Source organism: Pseudomonas sp. ICMP 561, from assembly GCF_002699985.1.
In the GTDB taxonomy this organism is placed as follows: Bacteria; Pseudomonadota; Gammaproteobacteria; order Pseudomonadales; family Pseudomonadaceae; genus Aquipseudomonas; species Aquipseudomonas quasicaspiana.
Genome location: NZ_LKBT01000002.1, coordinates 126,419 through 148,015, shown reverse-complemented (window position 1 = coordinate 148,015; position 21,597 = coordinate 126,419). Strand labels below are relative to the sequence as shown.

Here is a 21,597-nt window from a genome sequence, read left to right as displayed (position 1 = left end):
GCAACGCCAATTTCATCATCTGTGAGTACTTTCATTCTGGCCTTCCGTGCTTGATGATATCCAGCTACCGACAGAGCGCTGCTACGAACACAATACGGCTCTTTCAATAGCGACAGTAAGCCATTATCGCGAGCAAAAAAAACCGGCAAAAGCCGGTTTTTTCATGCAGCGCTGTAGGGGTCACTCCCACTCAATCGTCGCCGGTGGCTTGCTCGACACATCGTAGGTCACACGAGAAATGCCTTCGATCTCGTTGATGATCCGGCCGCTGACGGTTTCAAGCAGCTCGTAAGGCAGGTGCGCCCAGCGTGCAGTCATGAAGTCGATGGTTTCTACGGCGCGCAGTGCAACGACCCACGCGTAACGACGGCCATCGCCTACAACGCCAACCGATTTGACTGGCTGGAATACCACGAACGCTTGGCTGACTTTGTGGTACCAGTCGGCTTTGCGCAGTTCTTCGATGAAGATGTGGTCAGCGCGACGCAGCAGGTCGGCGTATTCCTTTTTCACTTCACCGAGGATCCGCACGCCGAGGCCCGGGCCCGGGAATGGGTGACGGTAAACCATGTCGTATGGCAGACCCAGTTCGAGGCCGAGGCGACGCACTTCGTCCTTGAACAGTTCACGCAGTGGCTCGACCAGCTTGAGGTTCATTTCTTCCGGCAGGCCGCCCACGTTGTGGTGCGACTTGATCACGTGAGCCTTGCCGCTCTTGGCGCCAGCCGACTCGATCACGTCCGGGTAGATGGTGCCTTGGGCAAGGTACTTGATGTTGTCCAGCTTGCAGGATTCGGCATCGAACACGTCGATGAAGGTACGGCCGATGATCTTGCGCTTCTTCTCCGGGTCGCTTTCGCCAGCCAGATTGTTCAGGAACTGATCTTCAGCGTTGGCGCGGATAACCTTGACGCCCATGTTCTCGGCGAACATGGCCATGACCTGCTCGCCTTCATGCAGACGCAGCAAGCCGTTGTCGACGAATACGCAGGTCAACTGGTCGCCGATAGCCTTGTGCAGCAACGCAGCCACAACAGAGGAGTCAACGCCGCCGGACAGGCCCAGCAACACGTTGTCAGTACCAACCTGAGCGCGAACCTGAGCGATAGCGTCTTCAGCAATCTTCGAAGGGGTCCACAGTGCTTCACAGCCGCAGATGTCGAGGATGAAGCGCGACAGGATGCGACCGCCTTGCTTGGTGTGGGTCACTTCCGGGTGGAACTGCACGCCGTAGTAACCACGAGCGTCGTCAGCCATACCGGCAATCGGGCAGCTCGGGGTGCTGGCCAGAATGTGGAAGTCTTCAGGCAGCTTGGTGACCTTGTCACCGTGACTCATCCATACGTCGAGGCCAAACAGGCCATCGGCGTCGATATGGTCTTCGATGCCATCGAGCAGACGGCTTTTGCCGACGACGTCAACGCGGGCATAGCCGAACTCGCGCAGCTCAGAACCTGCAACCTTGCCGCCCAACTGCTCGGCCATGGTCTGCATGCCGTAGCAGATACCGAAAACCGGCACGCCGAGGTCAAATACCGCTTGCGGGCAGCGCGGGCTGTCGGCCTCGTGTACGGACTCGGGGCCGCCGGCGAGGATCACGCCTTTTGGAGCGAATTCGCGAATCGCTTCGTCGTCCATGTCGAACGGGTGCAGTTCGCAGTAAACGCCGATTTCACGCACGCGACGGGCGATCAACTGGGTGTACTGGGAACCGAAGTCGAGGATCAGGATACGGTGGGCGTGAATGTCGAGGGACATGGAAAAGGCTCTGAAGAGCAGCTGCGAGCTTCAAGCCGCAAGCTGCAAGCTAATCGGGATGTATGCGATGGCTGTGTCACCACAGCCATCGCTTGCAGCTAGAAGCTTGGAGCTTATAGCTGGTCGGCTTTAGCCGACCCTATAGTTCGGCGCTTCCTTGGTGATCTGCACGTCATGGACGTGGGATTCAGCCATACCGGCACCGGTGATACGCACGAATTCAGGCTTGGTACGCATCTCTTCGATGTCAGCGCTGCCGGTGTAACCCATGGAAGAACGCAGGCCGCCCATCAATTGATGGATGATTGCAGCGAGCGAGCCCTTGTAGGCAACACGGCCTTCAATACCTTCCGGCACCAGCTTCTCGGCACCTTCGGACGAATCCTGGAAGTAACGGTCGGACGAGCCCTGAGCCTGAGACATGGCGCCCAGCGAACCCATACCGCGGTAAGCCTTGTAGGAGCGACCCTGGAACAGTTCGATTTCGCCTGGCGCTTCTTCAGTACCGGCAAACATCGAGCCCATCATCACGCAGGAAGCACCGGCCACGATGGCCTTGGACAGGTCACCGGAGAAACGGATACCGCCGTCGGCGATCAATGGAACGCCAGTGCCCTCAAGGGCAGCACATACGTTGGCGATGGCGCTGATTTGCGGCACGCCGACACCGGCAACGATACGCGTGGTGCAGATCGAGCCCGGGCCGATACCGACCTTGACTGCGTCAGCGCCAGCGGCAACCAGTGCCTTGGCAGCAGCGCCAGTGGCGATGTTGCCGCCGATGACCTGCACTTCCGGGAAGTTCTCTTTGACCCAGCGAACGCGATCGATCACACCTTTGGAGTGACCGTGAGCGGTGTCGACAACCACTACGTCAACGCCCGCTGCAACCAATGCAGTCACACGCTCGCCGGTGTCTTTGCCGGTGCCGACCGCCGCGCCAACGCGCAGACGACCCTGGTCGTCCTTGCTGGCCAGCGGATAAGCCTTGGCTTTTTCGATGTCCTTGACGGTCATCATGCCCTTGAGCGCGAAATTGGCGTCGACGATCAGGACTTTTTCCAGACGGTGCTTGTGCAGCAGTTCGCGCACTTCGTTCTTGTCAGCGCCTTCGCGAACAGTGACCAGACGCTCTTTAGGCGTCATCACTTCACGAACAGGAACGTCCAGACGATTTTCAAAGCGTACGTCGCGGGAGGTCACGATGCCGACCAGGTCGCCATTGTGCAGGACAGGTACGCCTGAGATGTTGTGCAGACGGGTCAGTTCGAACAGGTCACGAACCGTGGCGTCAGCCTGGATGGTGATCGGGTCTTTCACGACACCGGCTTCGAACTTCTTGACCTTGCGGACTTCGGCAGCTTGCTGCTCGATGGTCATGTTCTTGTGGATAACACCGATACCGCCTTCCTGAGCCATGGCAATTGCCAGACGGGCTTCAGTCACGGTATCCATGGCAGCGGAGACCAGCGGAATGTTCAATTCGATGCCACGGGTCAAACGGGTTTTCAGACTGACTTCGTTAGGAAGTACCTCGGAATATCCGGGCACAAGGAGAATGTCGTCGAAAGTAAGTGCTTCTTGGCTGATACGCAGCATCGCGGGGGCTCCCGAGCGGGAAATTGGAAGCGCGCCATTATACCCAGACAGCCCCGTCGGCTCAATGTAAACCTTAGGCAATTATCACAGAGCGTTATAGACGCACTTTGACGAAAGAAACGGGACGATCCAGACGTTCGGCGAAGTCGTCCAGAAAGCTCTGTTTGAAGGGCGCGTCGAGCCAGTCATTAAAGATGAAGCCCAGGTTAGAAAACCCGCACGGCTGCAGAAAAAGAAAGCCATTAATGTCGTCTTCATGACGGCATTCCGGGCAAATGAAGTTATCGGTGTGGCCTGGCATCCAGTCCTCAAGACTGTCGAACAGCGCTTCACCGATTTCCTTGCGGCACTCCGGGCAGCCGGCCTCTTCAGCGAAATCCTTGAGCGGGGTATAGATGCAGCGCTTGGTGACGATTTCCAGACCATTGACCGGCTGACCGAATGGCAGAGCATCAGGGTTTTCGACGACTGCACGGGCGCCGGGCGCAATGGCGTAGGCCATTTTGTTATAGGTGCGCCCGCAAGTGGTCAGCTCCGGCTCGACGACATTGAGCTTGACCAGCCAGCGCAGAATCAGACGCGCCCGGGCTTCACGGCCGGGAAAACCGGAAATCTGCGGGACAATAATGCTTTGGCTGTTCATGGCGATCTTTGGCTGATGTGTTTGAGGGTTGGCAGCTTAATACCCCAGTGGCTCAGGTCAAGTCGGTGTCATGGACCTGTAGGCGCTGCCCAGATGTTCCAGGCTCCACGCTGTCTCGTGGCAAACAGAGGACATGTGGAACGGCCGGGGTGGCGCTCCACTTTATCCGGGTAGGAGGCATTCCTGACGACAAAAATGCGGCGAATGTAATGGCCTCTTCCCGAATAAATTCGGTCCCACCGGTTCTGTATGAATTCAGATAATTATATGTTCTTTGATGAAGTGAGCTTGCTCGCGAATTCGGTTCCTGGTCCACGAATCTATCGCCTGAACTGACGCCATCGCGGCCTCGCGGTGCTCGTGCGCTCCTACAGAACGGGGGGCGCACGAGCTCCGCAAGGCCGCGATGGCGGCGTATCAGGCAGACATGTATTTCCCGTCGTGCGCTTGCTGCGCATTGCCTTTATCATGCCCACCATGATCAAAGACCCCTTCGCTAGACTCGGCCTCGACCGGGAAGTCCTTACTGTCAGCCAGCTCAACGGCCGTGCCCGGGTGTTGCTGGAGGATGTGTTCAGCAATATCTGGGTTGAAGGGGAAATCTCCAACCTTTCGCGCCCGGCATCCGGTCACGTGTACTTCACCTTGAAGGACTCCGGGGCTCAGGTGCGTTGTGCACTGTTCCGGCAAAGCGCCGCACGGGTTCGTCAGGCGCTGAAGGACGGCTTGCAGGTCAAGGTACGCGGCAAGGTTTCACTGTTTGAAGGTCGCGGCGACTATCAGTTGATTCTCGATACCGTAGAGCCTGCGGGTGACGGCGCATTGCGGCTGGCTTTCGACGCTTTGAAAGAAAAACTCAGCGCCGAAGGACTGTTCAGCGCCGAGCGCAAAGTCGCCCTGCCCCTTCATCCGCAGCGCATCGGCATTATCAGTTCACCGACCGGCGCGGTGATCCGCGACATCATCAGCGTCTTCCGGCGTCGTGCGCCTCAGGTGGAGCTGACCCTGATCCCCACCGCAGTCCAGGGCCGCGAAGCCATCAACCAGATTGTCCGTGCTTTAAAGCTGGCGGATTCACGCGGTTTCGATGCGCTGATCCTCGCCCGCGGCGGCGGTTCTCTGGAGGACCTGTGGTGCTTTAACGAAGAAGCAGTAGCACGCGCCATCGACGCCTGTGTAACGCCCATCGTCAGCGCCGTCGGCCACGAAACCGATGTGTCCATCAGTGACTTTGTAGCGGACGTTCGCGCACCCACGCCTTCCGCTGCCGCTGAACTGCTGGCCCCCGACTCCAGCGACCTGCATCGCCGGGTCGACAACCTGCATCGTCGACTGGTCAGCCGCATAAAAGACAAGCTCATGCGTGAGCGACTGCGTCTGGAAGGCGTCTCCCGTCGTTTGCGGCATCCCGGCGAACGTCTGCGTCAGCAAGCACAACGTCTGGATGATCTGGACATGCGCATGCGCCGGGCCTTCGAGCAGCAAACGCACAAGCGGCAAGTCAGGCTCGCTCATCTGGAAAGCCGTCTCGCGGCGCAGCATCCCGGCCGAACACTGGCATTTCTGCGCCAGCGGCTGGACGTGCTGGCTGAGCGCCTGCCGAAAGCCATGCGTGACACGCTGAAAACCCGCCGTCTGCAATTGCAAACCCAGGTACAAACCCTGCAAGTGGTCAGCCCGCTGGCGACGCTAGGTCGGGGTTACAGCATTTTGCTCGACGAGCGCGGTCATGCGATTCGCAACGCGGCACAAACCCGCACCGGCCAGCGTCTGACCGCCCGACTTGGCGAAGGCGAGCTGCAAGTGCGGGTCGAAGACAATCACCTGACGCCTGTCACCCTTTCTCTTCTGGATTGATTATTGATGCTGCGTTTTCTCGCTCCCTTGTTCGCTCTTTGCCTGTGCCTGCCCGCCCACGCTGACAGTTACATCACCCGACTGCTGAACAAGCCGGTGCCCGGAGGCGTGGCAGTGGTTGATCTGGGCAATGCCGCGCAGGCACCAACCGCCACGTACGACGGCAAACCGGTGCTGGTGGTCAAGGAACAAGGCGTTCGCTGGCTGGCGATTGTTGGCGTGCCTCTGACGGTTAAACCAGGCGCGCAGAAACTGATAGCAAAAGATGCCAGCGGCAATCGCACCCTGAACTTTGTCGTCGGCAACAAGAAGTACCCGGAGCAACGCATCACCTTGAAAAATCAGCGTCAGGTCAATCCCAACCCGGATGACCTGAAACGCATTGATGGCGAACTGGCTGAGCAGCTCAAGGCCTATCGCAGCTTCAGCCCCGGTACGCCGAGCAATCTGGCGCTGGACAAACCCGTGGCAGGCCCTCTTTCCAGCAAGTTCGGTGTGCGCCGCTTCTTTAATGGCGAAGAGCGCAATCCTCATTCAGGGCTGGACTTCGCTGTTCCGGCGGGGACTCCGATCAAAGCTCCGGCGGCAGGCAAAGTGATCCTGACCGGTAATTACTTCTTCAACGGCAATACGGTATTCGTCGACCACGGTCAGGGCTTTATCAGCATGTTCTGCCACATGTCGAAGATCGACGTGAAAGTCGGCGATGCCGTGCCACGTGGCGGCGTGGTAGGTCGCGTTGGCTCCACCGGTCGGGCCACAGGTCCGCACATGCACTGGAACGTCAGCCTGAATGATGCGCGGGTCGATCCGGCGATATTCATCGGTGCGTTTCAGCCGTAAAAAGTTTTTTGTAGGAGCTGCCGCAGGCTGCGAAGCGATTTTGCCTGCGCCATCGCTTCGCAGCCTGCGGCAGCTCCTGCAAGGAAACGAACTCGCGCAATAAATAATTTATTCACTAAAGATTCAAGCCATAAATAACCACTAAAAACCAATTCCAGAGAACTTCTCTCAATTTTTTTCAACTGCTTGCCAACTTTCACCCCAATGGGTACGGTTGGCCTTATGAAAACCTCTCAAACCCTCATTTTGTTGCGGCAACATCGCTGTCTCAGCCTGGTCAGTGCGCGACTGCCAGGCTAGATCGATGTGCCTCACCCCGCCTTTCGCTTTATCGGTTGGCCGCCTTCTCCCGGCCCATACAAAATAAGTACCCCAAAGGATTCGCTCCAATGCCAATGCTCAAAGATCCCTCGAAGAAGTACCGTGCTTTCCCGACCATTGATTTGCCTGACCGCACCTGGCCTTCCAAGACCATCACCGCGGCGCCGATCTGGTGCAGCTCGGACCTTCGTGACGGCAACCAGTCGTTGATCGAGCCAATGGATGCAGTCAAAAAGCTGCGTTTCTGGAAGACTCTGGTCAACGTCGGCGTCAAGGAAATCGAAGCGTCGTTCCCTGCAGCTTCGCAAACAGACTTTGACTTCGTGCGCACCCTGATCGAAGACGGCCATATCCCGGACGACACCACTATTCAGGTGCTGACCCAAGGTCGTGAAGACCTGATTGCCCGCACATTCGAATCCCTGCGCGGCGCGAAGAAGGCCATTGTTCACCTGTATAACGCTACCAGCCCGTCGTTCCGCCGCATTGTCTTCAATCAGGACAAGGCTGGCGTGAAAGAAATCGCAGTCAGCGCTGCCAAGCTCTTCGTTAAATATGCAGCTGAACAGCCGGAAACCCAGTGGACCTTCGAGTACTCTCCGGAAACCTTCAGCGCCACCGAGCTGGAGTTCGCCAAGGAAGTCTGCGACGCGGTCATCGAAGTCTGGAACGCGACGCCTGAGAACAAGGTCATCCTCAACCTGCCTGCCACGGTTGAAGTCGCTACCCCGAACATCTATGCCGATCAGATCGAGTGGTTCTGCCGCAACATCACTCGTCGCGACAGCGTGATCATCAGCCTGCACACCCACAATGACCGTGGTACTGGCATTGCCGCTACCGAACTGGGCCTGATGGCGGGCGCAGATCGCGTTGAAGGCTGCCTGTTCGGTAACGGCGAGCGCACCGGCAACGTGGACCTGGTGACCGTGGCATTGAACATGTACACCCAGGGTCTGGACCCGCAACTGGACTTCTCCGATATCGACGGGGTTCGTAAAGTCGTCGAGGAGTGCAATCAGATTCCGGTTCACCCGCGTGCACCGTACGTAGGCGATCTGGTGCACACCGCATTCTCCGGCTCCCACCAGGACGCAATCCGCAAAGGCTTCGCCCAGCAGAAAGACGATGCGCTGTGGGAAGTGCCTTATTTGCCGATCGACCCGGCTGATATCGGCCGCAGCTATGAGGCGGTGATCCGCGTCAACAGCCAGTCCGGCAAAGGCGGTATCACTTATTTGCTGGAACAGGAATACGGCATCTCCCTGCCCCGCCGCATGCAGATCGAATTCAGCCAGGTGGTTCAGGGCGAAACCGATCGTCTGGGCCTGGAAATGAGTGCCCAACAGATCTACGCGTTGTTCAAACGTGAATACCTGCAGGCCAACAAGCCTTACGCGCTGATCAGCCATCGCTTGCAGGAAGAGAACAACACCAGCGCCGTGGACGCCGAAGTCAGCGTCAACGACGAAACCCAGCGCTGGAAAGGCAAAGGCAACGGTGCGCTGGAAGCCCTCGTCTCGAGCCTGCCAATTGGTGTGGAAATCATGGATTACAACGAGCACGCCATCGGCGCAGGCACCACGGCCAAAGCCGCTGCCTACATCGAGCTGCGCGTGAACGGCGATCGTGCGGTCCACGGCGTGGGTGTTGACGAGAACATCACCACGGCGAGCTTCAAGGCGCTTTTCAGTGCACTGAACCGTTCGCTGAGCCAGGCAGAAGCCAAGGCTGCATAAGCGCTACACCTTTTGGCGGCAACCGCCGCCAAGAGGTTAAGTACAACTTCTGGTTGAGAGATATCTCTGTAGGACTGGCTTTAGCCGGGAGGGCATCATGCCTGGCGATGTATTTGCATCGACTGTACTAGCGCGCTCCCGGCTAAAGCCAGTCCTACAAGGCCCCGCCTACATCCCGACGAAACAAAAAAGGCCCTGAAGTGAAAGCTTCAGGGCCTTTTTATTTAGGCGCAATTATCAGGCGGTGGCTTTAACATTGCCTTTCATCAAATCGAGCAGAGCGGCCTGCATGGTCGCCAACTGCGCAGTAGTACCTGAAATCTGCTGCTGGATGGCCATGATTCGCGAAGCCTTCTCGGTCTCGGAACCCTTACTGTTTTGCGCCGCTGCCAATTGCTGCTGTTCGCGCAATAGCTGCTTCTGAACTTCTTTTATCTGCTTCTGCAAATTCTCTATCGCCGCCTGGGCCGGGCTCGATGGACCTGCCGCACCTGCTTTTGCATCGTCAGTCTGATAGACGTTGCCGCGCAAGTCGACGTTGATTTTGCTCGGGACCGAATCGCCAGACTGGGTTTCACTGGCCTTGTCTACATTGCTTTTGATGGTGGCAGTCAGCGTTGCAGGGTAGAGACCCAATGAACTGGTATTGATTGTAGTCATGGTCGACTCCTAGGCGGTTATGCGCGTTATCGGCCGCCCAAGGCAGAACTGAAGCTACTGCAAAGGATTTTGTGACACGCAGCACAAACCGCCCGGAAGCAGCGAAGCTTCAAGGCGTTTCAACGTGGCGAAAGCCACTCTATAAGTGCGGTGCAGCTGTTATCAGGCCGTCGTGTCGATACCGCCAGATGTGGTCAGTTGCACCAATGCAGCTTCTTGGGAGGCAAGGGTCGCATTGGTACTTGAGATCTGGGCCTGAATCGCCATGGCCTTCTGAGCTTTTTCCTCAGGCGTGGCGTTACCGTTTTGCGCAGCAGCCAGTTGCTGTTGTTGCTCTTTCAACAGCTTCTCGGTTTTCTCGATCTGCTCTTGCAGCTTCTCGATACTTTCCTGAGTGCTGTCGGACGTCGAACTCCCCGCCGCGCCCCCACCCGCTGGCGCACCACCAGCAGCCACTTTGGTGCTGTCAGTGCTGGCTTCATCGCCCGTCGCAGTCGTGGCGTCCGAATTGACCGCAGCCGTCGCCGTGTCATCTTTCTTGATCGTGACACTGAAGGAGCTTGCGTAGGTGTTGAGGGACGATGTGTTGATGGTGGTCATGTCGATCTCCAGATAGAAACATTGAGTCATCTCTGTCTGTTATATCGACATGCGCCACCCGCGCTGAAAGGATTTAGTGTATCTCGAATGTATCGGCATCGAGATGAGCTGGAAACTTTGTCCGGTAAGCCGCCAGATCCGCGGCATTCAGCGTCACCTCGAAAACGCCATCGGCCTCCCCGGCGTTGAACAGGCTCTCACCCTGAAAATCGAGCACCTGACTGTCACCGGTATAAGCAAAGCCTTTGCCGTCGGTTCCGGTCCGGTTCACGGCGGCTACGTAACAAAGGTTCTCGATTGCCCGGGCGGGCAACAGGCGATTCCAGTGCAAGCGTCGGGCACCCGGCCAGTTCGCGGTGTAAAGCAGTAAATCTGTGTGCTGGGCGTCACGACTCCAGACCGGAAAACGCAGGTCATAGCAGATCAGCGGACGCACACGCCATCCCTTGAGTTCAAATTGCACCTGACGCTCGCCGGGGCTGTAATGCTCATGCTCACCTGCCATGCGAAACAGGTGACGCTTGTCGTAGTGCAGCAACTCACCATCCGGACGCGCCCACAACAGCCGGTTACGGTGACTGCCATCCGCAGCTTTGATAATAACGCTACCGGTGACGACCGCATCCAGCAGCCTGGCCTGCTCCAGCATCCATCTGGATGTCGGACCGGCTTCCGGTTCGGCCAGGGTTTCAGAGTCCATGGAAAAACCCGTTGTGAACATTTCCGGCAGGATCACCAGATCAGCCCCCTTGACGGGAGCCAGGAGCATGGCGAAGTGCTCAAGGTTGGCCTTGCGGTCATGCCAGACCAGAGAGGTCTGCACCAGCGCCACGTTCAGGTTCGGCAGCTCACTCAGATCGCGCATAGTTTTTCCGCTGCCTGACGCAGCGTCTCCTCACGTTTGGCGAAGCACAACCGAATCAAGCGCTGCCCCTCAGGTGGGTTTTGGTAGAAGACCGAAACAGGAATACTCGCTACACCATGTTCGCGAGTCATCCACAGCGACATCTCTACATCGTTGAGGTCGGGGCGGATCTGCGCGTAGTTCACGAGCTGAAAGTAGGTGCCGCCAACACGATCAAACGTAAAGCGCGAACCCTGCAATTGATCGCAGAAGAAATCACGTTTGGCCTGATAAAACCCGGGCAGCTCTTCGACGTGCTCAGGATGCTCAGCCATGAAGTCAGCCAGTGCCCATTGCAGCGGTGTGACACCACAGAAACTGACGTACTGATGGACCTTGCGCAGCTCGGCGCTCAGTGCGGGCGGCGCCACTACGTAGCCGGTTTTCCAACCGGTGACGTGATAGGTCTTGCCGAATGAACTGACGACAAAGGAGCGCTGATACAGCTCTTCGTGGCTCAGGATGCTGACATGCTGAACGCCATCGAATACCAGATGCTCATAGACCTCATCACTGACAAGGTAGATATCCCGGTTGGCGATCAGTGCAGCCAGTTGATCCAGTTCAGCCCGGCTGATCAACGCACCGCTTGGGTTATGCGGGCTGTTGATGATGATCATCCGGGTGCGGGGGCTCAGCGCATCGTGCAGCTTCTGCCAGTCGATGGAGAAGTCGTTTGCGTCCAGCTGGACGTGCACGCAGCGTCCGCCGGCCAGTTCAACCGAGGGCTCGTAGCTGTCATAACAAGGATCGAAAACGATCACTTCGTCACCGGAACGAATCACGGCCTGGATCGCGCAGAAAATCGCCTGGGTAGCGCCCGGTGTAATGGTGATTTCGGTGTCCGGATTCACCTGACGGCCATAGCAGCGCGATACCTTGGCCGCGACTTGCTGACGCAGCGCAGGCAAACCGGTCATGGGTGCGTATTGGTTATGACCTTCAGCGACGTGACGACTCAATGCATCGCGCAGCGCCTGGGGACCATCGAAATCGGGAAAGCCTTGGGACAGGTTGATCGCGCCCGTCTCAGCGGCGAGCTGGGACATGACGGTAAAAATAGTGGTGCCGACATTGGGCAACTTGCTGTCAATCATGGGGCCTTTTTCCTGCTGTACGCCCGGCTCCACGGTGGCACGGGTCAGGCAGGATAGCCCATAGCGCGCGCATAAAAAAAGGCGCTATTAGCGCCTTTTATTGAGAAAGCTTTTTACCGAATGACGGATAGCTAACTCATGAAGATATGTTGGAGCGAGGCTTGCCCGCGAAGAACGATGACGCCACCGAATCTGACACACCGCAGCGTCTGGTTCGCGGGCAAGCCCGGCTCCAACAGAGTTGGATCAGCGTTTGTCTCTACGCTTCTTGTCGGCTTTCTTGTGGTGCGACATCATTCGACGCTTCTTGTTGACCTGGCGGTCTGTCAGCGTGTTCTTGTTGCCTTCGTACGGGTTCTCGCCGCCTTTGAACTCGATACGGATCGGCGTACCGACCAGTTTCAGCACACGACGGTAGGTGTTTTCCAGGTACCGGACGTAAGACTTCGGTACTTTCTCGACCTGGTTACCGTGGATCACGATGAGCGGCGGGTTAGCACCACCCAAGTGAGCGTAACGCAGCTTGATGCGACGGCTGCCCACCATCGGTGGCGCATGCTCGCTGACCGCATCTTCGAGAATCTGCGTCAGACGGCTGGTTGGCCAACGGGTCACAGCAGACTTGAAGGAGTTCTGCACCGATTGGTACAGGTTGCCCACGCCAGTGCCGTGCAGTGCCGAGATAAAGTGAATGTCCGCGAAGTCGACGAAGAACAAGCGACGTTCAAGCTCGGTCTTCACATAGTCGCGCTCGCTCGGGACCATGCCGTCCCATTTGTTCAACGCGATAACCAGTGCGCGACCTGCTTCCAGGGCAAAGCCCAGCAGGTTCAAGTCGTGATCGACCACGCCTTCACGAGCGTCCATGACAAAGATCACCACGTTGGCGTCTTTGATGGCTTGAAGGGTTTTCACCACCGAGAACTTTTCAACTTCCTCGTGGATCTTGCCGCGCTTACGCACACCGGCCGTATCAATCAGCGTGTACTTTTCGTCGTTACGCTCAAACGGGATGTAGATACTGTCGCGGGTAGTGCCCGGCTCGTCATAAACGATAACCCGGTCTTCACCCAGCATACGGTTGACCAGTGTCGACTTGCCGACATTAGGACGACCAATAATGGCGATCTTGATACCGTCCTTTTCGCTAGGGCCGGGAATGCGCTTGGCTTCCTGGCCTTCAGCAACGACCTCGGCTTCGCCTTCCTCATCCTCTTCCCCTTCATCTTTCGGGAATTGGCTGAGGGCGATTTCCAGCATCTGGCTGATGCCGCGACCGTGAGCACCGGCAACCGGGATGGCATCACCCATACCCAGCGGCGCGAACTCGGCGCGGGCCATTTCAGGGTCGATGTTGTCGACCTTGTTGGCAACCACATAGGAGCGCTTGCCACGTTTGCGCAAGTGCTCACCGATCATCTGGTCAGCGGCAGTAAAGCCAGCCTTCGCATCAACGAGGAACAGAACAACGTCAGCTTCTTCAATGGCCAGCAGCGACTGCTCGGCCATCTTTTCGTCCATGCCGTGTTCGTCACCGGAGATACCGCCGGTGTCGATCAGAATGTAGGAGCGCCCTTGCCACTTGGCCTCACCGTATTGGCGATCACGGGTCAGACCGGACAGATCGCCAACAATGGCGTCGCGAGTCCTGGTCAGGCGGTTGAACAAGGTGGACTTGCCGACGTTCGGTCGACCCACCAGGGCGATTACGGGAACCATGCGGCTCTCCACTTCGTTATTTCAGAAAATACAAAAGCCGCTGCAGGGCAGCGGCCGGAGTTCGGAGCAGCACCGCAAGGTGCTGCAAACCCCGCCGAAACGGGGTCGCTAGAGGCTCAGGCCTCAAGTCATTACTTGATCGTCAGGGCTTCCAGCTTGCCGCTGTTGCCGTAGACGTAAATCATGTCTCCCACTACCAACGGACGAGCACGCAGGCCGTCGCTGTCAATGCGCTCGCGGCCCACGAAACGACCATCCACCTGGCTCAACAGGTGCAGATAGCCTTCCATGTCGCCAACGGCTACATAGCTGGAAAACACTTCTGGCGAGCCCAATTGGCGACGGGCCAGTGCTTCGTTGCTCCACAGTGCGGAGGACGAACGCTCGTCGATACCTTCGACAGTACCGGAAGCCAGGCTGGCATAAACGCTACCGAAACCTTGTGCTACACCGGAGTAGCTCGAGGCGTCGCGCTGCCAGATGACACGGCCGCTTTCCAGCTCCAAACCGGCAACCCGGCCCTGATAGGTAGCGACATACAACGTACCACCGGACAACAGCAGACCACCGTCGATATCAACGACGCGATCCAGCTCGGAGCGACCTTGTGGGACAGCGACACGCTGCTCCCAGACCGGCACGCCGTTGGAGGTGTCCAGTGCGACCACTTTACCGGTCGACAGACCCGCCACCGCGAGGTGGTTGGTCACGATCGGAGCGCCAGTACCGCGCAGGGTCAGTACCGCTGGCGTGCTTTCGTAAATCCAGCGCTGGTTGCCGGTAGCAGCATCAAAGCCGACTACGCGATCATCCTGAGTCTGGACCACGACCACATCACCATTGGTGGACGGCGGGGCCAATACTTCACTGGTCACGCGAGCGCGCCATTTTTCTTCACCGGTGCTGGAATCCAGCACAACGACTTCGCCCTTCAGGGTGCCGAACATCAGCATGCCGTAACCAACGCCAACGGCGCCGGAAACAGGCAACTCAAGGTCCTTTTCCCAAATGACATTACCGTTCATGCGGTCCATCGAGACGATGTAACCTTCTACATCGCTGGCAAAGATACGGTCGCCATCGATAGCCGGAACCAACATGTTGTAGGTCTCGCCCTGCCCCTCACCAATGGAGCGGCTCCACTGCTTCTGCAGCACGACTTCTTCTTTGAAGTCGGTCAGCTCGGCCGGTGGCAATTCCTTTTTGCTGTTGCTGCTGCAACCCGCGGCCAAAATGGCCAGGGCCAGCAATGCTGCATGTTTCCAACGGATCACGTCACGCATCCCCTTTGGCCAGGTCGTCGAGCTTCATTTGTAAGCCACCTACGGCCGCTTCTTCAGACAGCGCGGATTTGGCTTTTTGGTATGCAGCATGGGCCTCGTCGGTGCGGCCCAGCTGTACCAGCAGGTCACCTTTGAGTTCTTCACGGCTGGCCAGGAATGCCTTTTCAGCATCGCCATCGAGCAGCTTCAGAGCGTCGTCAGCCTTGTTCTGTGCAGCCAGTACGCGAGCCAGACGCTGACGAGCGATTTCGCCCAGCGTATCGCTGGCCGGCTTGTCAGTCACCAGTTTCAACTCGGCTACTGCGTCATCAAGCTTGCCATTGTCGACAGCCACCTTGGCTACGAACAGGCTGCCATACTGGGCGTAGGCAGAACCACCGAACTCGCTTTTCAGTTTGTTGGCGATATCAGCCACACGAGCCGTGTCAGCCTGACCACTTGGCGTAAGGGCTGTTTCCAGCAATTGCTGGTAAAGCGCCGAAGCACCTTGCGACTGATTGCTTTCGTATCTGGTCCAGGCCTGCCAGCCAAGCACCACTACCAACGCCAGCAAGCCACCTGTTACCAGGGGTTTACCATTGCGCTGCCACCAGTCCTTCATTGCCGCCAGTTCATCATCTTCAGTACCTGACACCCCAATACTCCTATTCGCTAAATCGGCTGTAAATCAGCTTCAACCCTGCACAACGCAGGAGGCCAGGTGCTCGGACAGAGCATCCCAGGCAATATTTTGTTGTTCACCCTGACCACGCAGGGGTTTGACGCCGATGATCTGCTGCGCCAGCTCCTCTTCCCCGAGGATCAACGCAAACAATGCACCACTCTTGTCGGCTTTCTTGAACTGGCTTTTGAAACTGCCAGCTCCGGCATTCACCTGTAAACGCAAGTTCGGCAGCTCGTCACGAACACGCTCGGTCAGCGCCAGCGCAGCCAGTTCAGCCGCTTCGCCGAAGGCACACAGATACACGTCGACCTGACGGGAAATTTCTTCCGGAACCTGCTCAAGTGTTTCAAGCAGCAGGACCAGACGTTCGATACCCATGGCAAATCCAACGCCACTGGTAGGCTTGCCGCCCATTTGCTCGACCAGACCGTCGTAACGGCCGCCCGCGCAGACTGTACCTTGAGCGCCCAGTTGATCGGTCACCCACTCGAAAACGGTTTTGCTGTAGTAATCGAGACCCCGAACCAGCTTGGGATTGATGACATACGGAATGCCCGCTGCATCCAGACGCGCCTTCAGACCTTCGAAGTGAATTCGCGATTCGTCATCCAGATAATCCGCCAGCTTCGGCGCATCAACCAGCAGCGCCTGAGTGTCGGCGTTCTTGGTATCCAGTACCCGCAGCGGGTTGGTTTTCAGGCGACGCTGACTGTCTTCGTCCAGTTCGCTGAGACGTGCCGACAGGAACTCGACCAGCGCATCGCGATACCGCGCACGCGCCTCGCTGGTGCCCAGGCTATTCAGTTCGAGCTTCACTGCGTTGCGAATGCCCAACAGGCCCCACAGGCGCCAGGTCAGTACGATCAGCTCTGCGTCGATGTCCGGACCGTCCAGGTTGAAAACCTCGACGCCGATCTGGTGAAACTGACGATAGCGACCTTTCTGCGGGCGCTCGTGGCGGAACATCGGGCCGATGTACCACAATTTCTGAACCTGACCGCCACCGGTAATGCCGTGCTCAAGCACTGCGCGCACGCAGGCAGCAGTGCCTTCAGGGCGCAGGGTCAGGGAGTCACCGTTGCGATCGGCAAAGGTATACATCTCTTTTTCAACGATATCGGTCACTTCACCGATGGAGCGTTTGAACAGATCGGTGAATTCCACGATCGGCATGCGAATCTGGCGGTAACCGTAGTTATCCAGCAGATGCGAGACCGTGCCTTCGAAGTGACGCCACAGCGGGGTCTGATCGGGCAGGATGTCGTTCATGCCACGAATGGCTTGTAGAGACTTACTCACAAAAAATCCTTAGCAATTCTGGTTAGCCGCGCGCGATAAGGGCTGCGTCAGCTTCGACCTTTTCGGCCGCTTTCCGGCGAATCAAGCGTTCCAGCTCATCCACCAGATTGTCATTGGTCAGCTTCTGGGCCGGCTTGCCGTCGATGTAGATCAGATTCGGCGTGCCGCCTGTCAGGCCTACATGCGCCTCTTTGGCTTCACCCGGGCCGTTGACCACGCACCCGATGACCGCAACATCCAGCGGCACCAGCAAATCCTCAAGCCGCCCTTCCAGTTCATTCATGGTCTTGACCACATCGAAGTTCTGCCGCGAGCAACTCGGGCAGGCGATGAAGTTGATCCCGCGAGAACGAAGGCGCAGCGATTTAAGGATGTCGTAGCCGACTTTCACCTCTTCGACCGGATCAGCCGCCAGCGAGATGCGGATAGTATCCCCAATTCCCTCGGCGAGCAGCATACCTAGGCCAACGGCCGATTTCACCGTGCCTGAACGCAATCCGCCCGCTTCAGTGATACCCAAGTGCAATGGCTGGACAATTTCCTTGGCCAGCAAGCGATAGGCTTCGACGGCCATGAACACATCGGAAGCTTTTACACTGACCTTGAAGTCCTTGAAATTCAGGCGTTCGAGGTGCTCGACGTGGCGCAGCGCTGACTCTACAAGCGCCGCTGGCGTTGGCTCGCCGTACTTCTTCTGCAGGTCTTTTTCCAGCGAACCGGCGTTGACGCCAATGCGAATCGGAATACCACGATCACGGGCGGCGTCGACCACAGCCTTCACCCGGTCTTCGCGACCGATGTTGCCCGGGTTGATACGCAGGCAATCGACACCCAGCTCAGCAACGCGCAGGGCAATCCGGTAATCAAAGTGGATGTCGGCAACCAACGGCACTTTCACCAATTGCTTGATACGGCCAAAGGCTTCCGCTGCGTCCATGTCGGGGACCGAAACCCGCACGATATCTACACCGGCCGCTTCAAGGCGATTGATTTGCGCGACGGTAGCAGCGACGTCATTGGTATCGCTGTTGGTCATGCTCTGCACCGCGATGGGGGCATCGCCGCCTACCGGGACCGAGCCCACCCAGATCTTCCGGGATTCGCGACGCTTGATCGGAGATTCACCGTGCATGAGTTATTGCCCCAGTTTCAGGCGTGCGGTAGCGCCGCTGGTGAAAGGAGCCACATCGACAGGCATGCCGTTGTAGCTGACCTGAGCACCGGCCGCAGCCCCCAGACGTACATTGAGTGGCGGCTTGCCACTCACATCCAGAGTATCGCCTTTGTGTTTGATGCCCATGTACAAAACTTTACCGGTGCTGTCAGTCACCTGAGTCCAGCAATCGGCTGTAAACGAGATACTTACCTGACCCGCACCGGCAACAGGTGCCTCAGGCGCAGCGGCGGGTGCAGATTGCGCAGGCGCAACAGCGGGAGCTGACGGAGCAGTTGCAGGCGCGGTGTTGGTCGGCGCTGCCGCCGTTGAGCTGGCAGGCGGAGTGGTCGTCGACGGAGCAGTCGCGGTCTGAGCAGGCGCCTGTGCGGCAGGGGTTGCCGGATTCGCTGGGTTGGCTGGATTCAGCGCCAGCGGAGCCGAATCGGAGGTTTGCGCTTCGGCGACAGCCTGATCTTCAGGTTCGTCCAGCGGATGAATCTGGGTGGTGCCGTCGGCACTCTCGACTTCAACGTGCTCAAGGCTCAAGCCTGAGTCCTTGCCTCGCAAGGACGTCTGATCCTGCCACCAGAAGAAACCACCGCCGACCAGAACAACCAGCAACAGCAGACTGACGATTCGCAGAATATTGTGCGACAGGCGTACCGGTTCTTCGATACGACCCAACGCATGCACCGAACTGCCCGCGCTGTCTGTGCCTGTGTACTGGTCAAATTGAGTCACCAGTGCAGTCTGGTCGAGATCCAGGACTTTGGCGTACGCACGAACATAGCCGCGGGCGAAAGTATGACCCGGCAGCTTGTCAAAGTGGCCAGCCTCGAGGTTACTCAACGAAGTGACCGTGAGATTGAGCCTCTGGGCGACGTCTGGCAGCGACCAGTTTTTATTCTCGCGAGCCTGACGCAAGGTTTCGCCAGGATTGACGCGAGTGGCTGCTACGACTTCGGGTTGCACCGCTTTCATCATTGCTCCGACAGGTATTGCTGATATTCCGGCGTACCGGGATAGAGTCTTTTGAGTTGCAGGCCAAAACTGGCTGCCTTGTTGCGATCATCGTAGATTTTTGCCAATCGCGTACCAAGCAATAGACTACGTGCATTTTGCTCGCTGAGTTGGCTAAAACGGTCGTAATAATCACGCGCGGGCACATAATGCCTGTCTTCGTAAGACAACTCAGCCATTTCCAGCAATGCGCGTGGCAACATACGGTCCATGCGCAGGGCTTTGGTGAAATGCGCCGTCGCCGCTTCGCGATCACCGAGCATCACGGCAGTCATGCCAAGATTCTCAAAAACCCGCGAGCGCTCAGGATAAAGGTTATCAGCAGCGGCCTGTTCGAAACGCTCATAGGCTTCCTTATAGCGTTTTTGCTCGTAAAGGAAACTGCCGTAATTATTAAGGATGCGCGCATCTCCTCGACGAGAAGACAGGGCCTTTTGAAAGTGCTGGTCAGCAAGCTCGGGTTCCATCTCGACCTGAAACACCAGCGCCAGGGCAGCGTTGGCATCCGCGTCGGAACCGTCCAGTTCAAGCGCTTTCTTCAGGGGTACCTTGGCCCGTTCGGTCTGCCCCTGCTGCAAGTAGCCAATACCCAACTGGACATAGGCCTCGCGTGCGGCATCACGACCCTGGCTGGTGCTCATCGGATCAACTTTGCCTGAGGTCACACACCCAGCCAGCGCGATCATGAAGCAGAGCAGCAGGGTGGCGCGCACGGACATTGAGATTCTCTCGGCCAGGTTAGCGATCAGGTTCGAGTCGCGGCGTTTTGAGCCACACTCGCCTCGCTACTCAGCTCACGTACGGCAATGTAACGCTCGCTGCGGCGAGTGCGGTCCATGACCTGCCCGACCAACTGACCACAAGCTGCATCGATATCTTCCCCACGGGTAGTACGCACCGTGACGTTATACCCAGCCTGATGCAGTTGATCCTGAAAGCGACGAATCGCGTTGTTACTCGGACGCTCGTAACCGGAATGCGGGAACGGGTTGAACGGAATCAGGTTGATCTTGCAAGGCGTGTCCTTGAGCAGCTCGATCATTTCAACAGCATGTTCGACCTGATCATTCACGTCTTTGAGCAAGGTGTACTCAATGGTCAACACGCGCTTCTCACCCAGCGTCGCCATGTAGCGACGGCAGGATTCAAGCAGCATTTTCAGCGGGTATTTCTTGTTGATCGGCACCAGTTGATTGCGCAGCGCATCGTTTGGCGCGTGCAGTGACAACGCCAGCGATACATCGATGTGCTCAGCCAGCACGTCGATCATCGGTACCACGCCGGAGGTGGACAAAGTCACCCGACGCTTGGAAATGCCATACCCCAGGTCATCCATCATCAGATGCATGGCGGCAACGACATTATCGAAGTTCAGCAGCGGCTCACCCATGCCCATCATCACCACGTTGGTGATGGCACGGTCGACGGTAGCCGGGACGCTGCCAAAGGATTTGTTGGCAATCCACACCTGACCGATCACTTCGGCGGCGGTGAGGTTGCTGTTGAAGCCTTGTTTGCCGGTAGAGCAGAAACTGCAATCCAGCGCACAGCCCGCCTGGGACGAAACACACAAGGTGCCGCGTTTGCCCTGGGGGATATAAACGGTTTCGACGCAGCTGCCGGACGCCACACGCACCACCCACTTACGGGTGCCATCGGTGGAGATGTCCTCGCTGACGACTTCAGGACCACGAACCTCAGCACAAGCCTTGAGTTTTTCACGCAAGGCCTTGCTGACATTCGTCATGGCGTCGAAATTATCGACGCCAAAGTGGTGAATCCACTTCATGACCTGACCGGCACGGAAGCGCTTCTCCCCGATGGAATCGAAGAATTTTTCCATTTCCAGCTGGGTCAGACCCAACAGGTTTGTTTTGCCAGTCGTTGCAATCATGAATTCACCCTTCGCTCGTTAGTCCAGGACTTAGCGAGCGGTTACCTCTGTAGCTGCGAAGAAGTACGAGATTTCGCGAGCAGCGGCTGCTTCGGAATCGGAGCCGTGAACAGCGTTGGCGTCGATGGAATCAGCGAAGTCAGCACGGATAGTGCCGGCAGCAGCCTCTTTAGGGTTGGTAGCGCCCATCAGCTCACGGTTCAGAGCGATAGCGTTTTCGCCTTCCAGAACCTGAACAACAACAGGACCGGAGATCATGAACGCAACCAGGTCGCCGAAGAAGCCACGAGCGCTGTGCTCAGCGTAGAAACCTTCAGCTTCAGCCTTGGACAGCTGCTTCAGTTTCGAAGCAACGACGCGCAGACCGGCTTTTTCAAAACGAGTGGTGATCTCGCCGATTACGTTTTTAGCAACGGCGTCAGGCTTGATGATGGAGAAAGTACGTTGAACAGCCATGGTGTAACTCCAGAAACGATGATTAAAGCGAAAAATTAAACCCGCGAATTATACGCGGGTTTGAGGTTATTGCCTAACGTGCAAA

The 21,597-nt window shown here is 57.4% G+C and carries 20 protein-coding genes; 3 read left to right on the top strand and 17 right to left on the bottom strand.

Annotated elements, in window-relative coordinates; all coding sequences use genetic code 11:
- Window positions 1–180 precede the first annotated feature (180 nt).
- The 3 genes from guaA to AO242_RS03090 form a co-directional block, all read right to left on the bottom strand.
- Window positions 181–1,758, bottom strand: coding sequence for a glutamine-hydrolyzing GMP synthase (gene guaA, locus AO242_RS03100; RefSeq protein ID WP_099267623.1), 1,578 nt, complete (start codon window positions 1,756–1,758; stop codon window positions 181–183).
- A gap of 129 nt (window positions 1,759–1,887) precedes the next feature.
- Complete coding sequence (gene guaB, locus AO242_RS03095) at window positions 1,888–3,357, bottom strand: IMP dehydrogenase (RefSeq protein WP_099267622.1); 1,470 nt, start codon at window positions 3,355–3,357, stop codon at window positions 1,888–1,890.
- 94 nt (window positions 3,358–3,451) lie between these two features.
- Complete coding sequence (locus AO242_RS03090) at window positions 3,452–4,000, bottom strand: sugar ABC transporter ATPase (RefSeq protein WP_099267621.1); 549 nt, start codon at window positions 3,998–4,000, stop codon at window positions 3,452–3,454.
- 477 nt (window positions 4,001–4,477) lie between these two features.
- Here AO242_RS03090 and xseA point away from each other — a divergent pair, with 477 nt between their 5' ends.
- Together xseA and AO242_RS03080 are read left to right on the top strand one after the other, a co-directional pair.
- Window positions 4,478–5,857: an exodeoxyribonuclease VII large subunit gene (xseA, locus tag AO242_RS03085; protein ID WP_164581793.1), complete on the top strand. Its 1,380-nt coding sequence runs from the start codon at window positions 4,478–4,480 to the stop codon at window positions 5,855–5,857.
- 6 nt (window positions 5,858–5,863) lie between these two features.
- On the top strand, window positions 5,864–6,700 hold the full coding sequence (locus tag AO242_RS03080) for a peptidoglycan DD-metalloendopeptidase family protein (protein ID WP_099267620.1): 837 nt from the start codon (window positions 5,864–5,866) through the stop codon (window positions 6,698–6,700).
- Here AO242_RS03080 and AO242_RS29255 read toward each other — a convergent pair.
- Window positions 6,691–6,900 (bottom strand): hypothetical protein, encoded by a 210-nt coding sequence (locus tag AO242_RS29255; RefSeq protein ID WP_141562180.1) that lies wholly within the window; start codon window positions 6,898–6,900, stop codon window positions 6,691–6,693. The two genes, AO242_RS03080 and AO242_RS29255, sit on opposite strands and share 10 nt — an antisense overlap.
- A gap of 189 nt (window positions 6,901–7,089) precedes the next feature.
- Between AO242_RS29255 and leuA the strand changes: the two genes are divergently transcribed.
- Window positions 7,090–8,760, top strand: coding sequence for a 2-isopropylmalate synthase (gene leuA / locus AO242_RS03070; RefSeq protein ID WP_027902630.1), 1,671 nt, complete (start codon window positions 7,090–7,092; stop codon window positions 8,758–8,760).
- A gap of 237 nt (window positions 8,761–8,997) precedes the next feature.
- Here the strand turns inward: leuA and AO242_RS03065 are convergent, their stop codons facing one another.
- The 13 genes from AO242_RS03065 to ndk all read right to left on the bottom strand — a co-directional run bounded on the left by AO242_RS03065 (window position 8,998) and on the right by ndk (window position 21,512).
- The gene (locus tag AO242_RS03065; RefSeq protein WP_099267618.1) at window positions 8,998–9,420 is read right to left on the bottom strand and encodes a FlxA-like family protein; all 423 of its coding nucleotides are present in this window, start codon (window positions 9,418–9,420) and stop codon (window positions 8,998–9,000) included.
- A gap of 162 nt (window positions 9,421–9,582) precedes the next feature.
- A complete protein-coding gene (locus AO242_RS03060) occupies window positions 9,583–10,020 on the bottom strand; it encodes a hypothetical protein (RefSeq protein ID WP_099267617.1) in 438 nt (145 codons plus the stop codon).
- Between the two features lie 73 nt (window positions 10,021–10,093).
- Complete coding sequence (locus AO242_RS03055; RefSeq protein ID WP_099267616.1) at window positions 10,094–10,885, bottom strand: amidohydrolase; 792 nt, start codon at window positions 10,883–10,885, stop codon at window positions 10,094–10,096.
- The gene (locus AO242_RS03050; protein ID WP_099267615.1) at window positions 10,873–12,021 is read right to left on the bottom strand and encodes a pyridoxal phosphate-dependent aminotransferase; all 1,149 of its coding nucleotides are present in this window, start codon (window positions 12,019–12,021) and stop codon (window positions 10,873–10,875) included. Before AO242_RS03050 ends, AO242_RS03055 begins: the two co-directional genes overlap by 13 nt.
- Before the next feature lie 246 nt (window positions 12,022–12,267).
- Complete coding sequence (gene der / locus AO242_RS03045; protein ID WP_027902635.1) at window positions 12,268–13,740, bottom strand: ribosome biogenesis GTPase Der; 1,473 nt, start codon at window positions 13,738–13,740, stop codon at window positions 12,268–12,270.
- Window positions 13,741–13,871: 131 nt separating this feature from the next.
- A complete protein-coding gene (gene bamB / locus AO242_RS03040) occupies window positions 13,872–15,023 on the bottom strand; it encodes an outer membrane protein assembly factor BamB (protein WP_099267614.1) in 1,152 nt (383 codons plus the stop codon).
- The gene (locus AO242_RS03035) at window positions 15,016–15,657 is read right to left on the bottom strand and encodes a YfgM family protein (RefSeq protein ID WP_027902637.1); all 642 of its coding nucleotides are present in this window, start codon (window positions 15,655–15,657) and stop codon (window positions 15,016–15,018) included. The genes bamB and AO242_RS03035 overlap by 8 nt, the downstream gene beginning before the upstream one ends.
- Before the next feature lie 39 nt (window positions 15,658–15,696).
- Window positions 15,697–16,986 (bottom strand): histidine--tRNA ligase, encoded by a 1,290-nt coding sequence (hisS, locus tag AO242_RS03030; protein WP_099267613.1) that lies wholly within the window; start codon window positions 16,984–16,986, stop codon window positions 15,697–15,699.
- Between the two features lie 22 nt (window positions 16,987–17,008).
- Window positions 17,009–18,118, bottom strand: a complete 1,110-nt coding sequence (gene ispG / locus AO242_RS03025) for a flavodoxin-dependent (E)-4-hydroxy-3-methylbut-2-enyl-diphosphate synthase (RefSeq protein WP_027902639.1) — start codon at window positions 18,116–18,118, stop codon at window positions 17,009–17,011.
- A 3-nt stretch (window positions 18,119–18,121) separates the two neighbouring features.
- Window positions 18,122–19,123 carry a RodZ domain-containing protein gene (locus tag AO242_RS03020; protein WP_099267612.1) on the bottom strand — a complete coding sequence of 334 codons (1,002 nt, stop codon included), beginning with the start codon at window positions 19,121–19,123 and terminating at the stop codon, window positions 18,122–18,124.
- Window positions 19,123–19,881, bottom strand: a complete 759-nt coding sequence (pilW, locus tag AO242_RS03015) for a type IV pilus biogenesis/stability protein PilW (RefSeq protein ID WP_027902641.1) — start codon at window positions 19,879–19,881, stop codon at window positions 19,123–19,125. The genes AO242_RS03020 and pilW overlap by 1 nt, the downstream gene beginning before the upstream one ends.
- Before the next feature lie 26 nt (window positions 19,882–19,907).
- Window positions 19,908–21,056, bottom strand: coding sequence for a 23S rRNA (adenine(2503)-C(2))-methyltransferase RlmN (gene rlmN / locus AO242_RS03010; RefSeq protein WP_099267611.1), 1,149 nt, complete (start codon window positions 21,054–21,056; stop codon window positions 19,908–19,910).
- Window positions 21,057–21,086: 30 nt separating this feature from the next.
- Window positions 21,087–21,512 carry a nucleoside-diphosphate kinase gene (ndk, locus tag AO242_RS03005; protein WP_002552482.1) on the bottom strand — a complete coding sequence of 142 codons (426 nt, stop codon included), beginning with the start codon at window positions 21,510–21,512 and terminating at the stop codon, window positions 21,087–21,089.
- Between the last annotated feature and the right edge of the window lie 85 nt (window positions 21,513–21,597).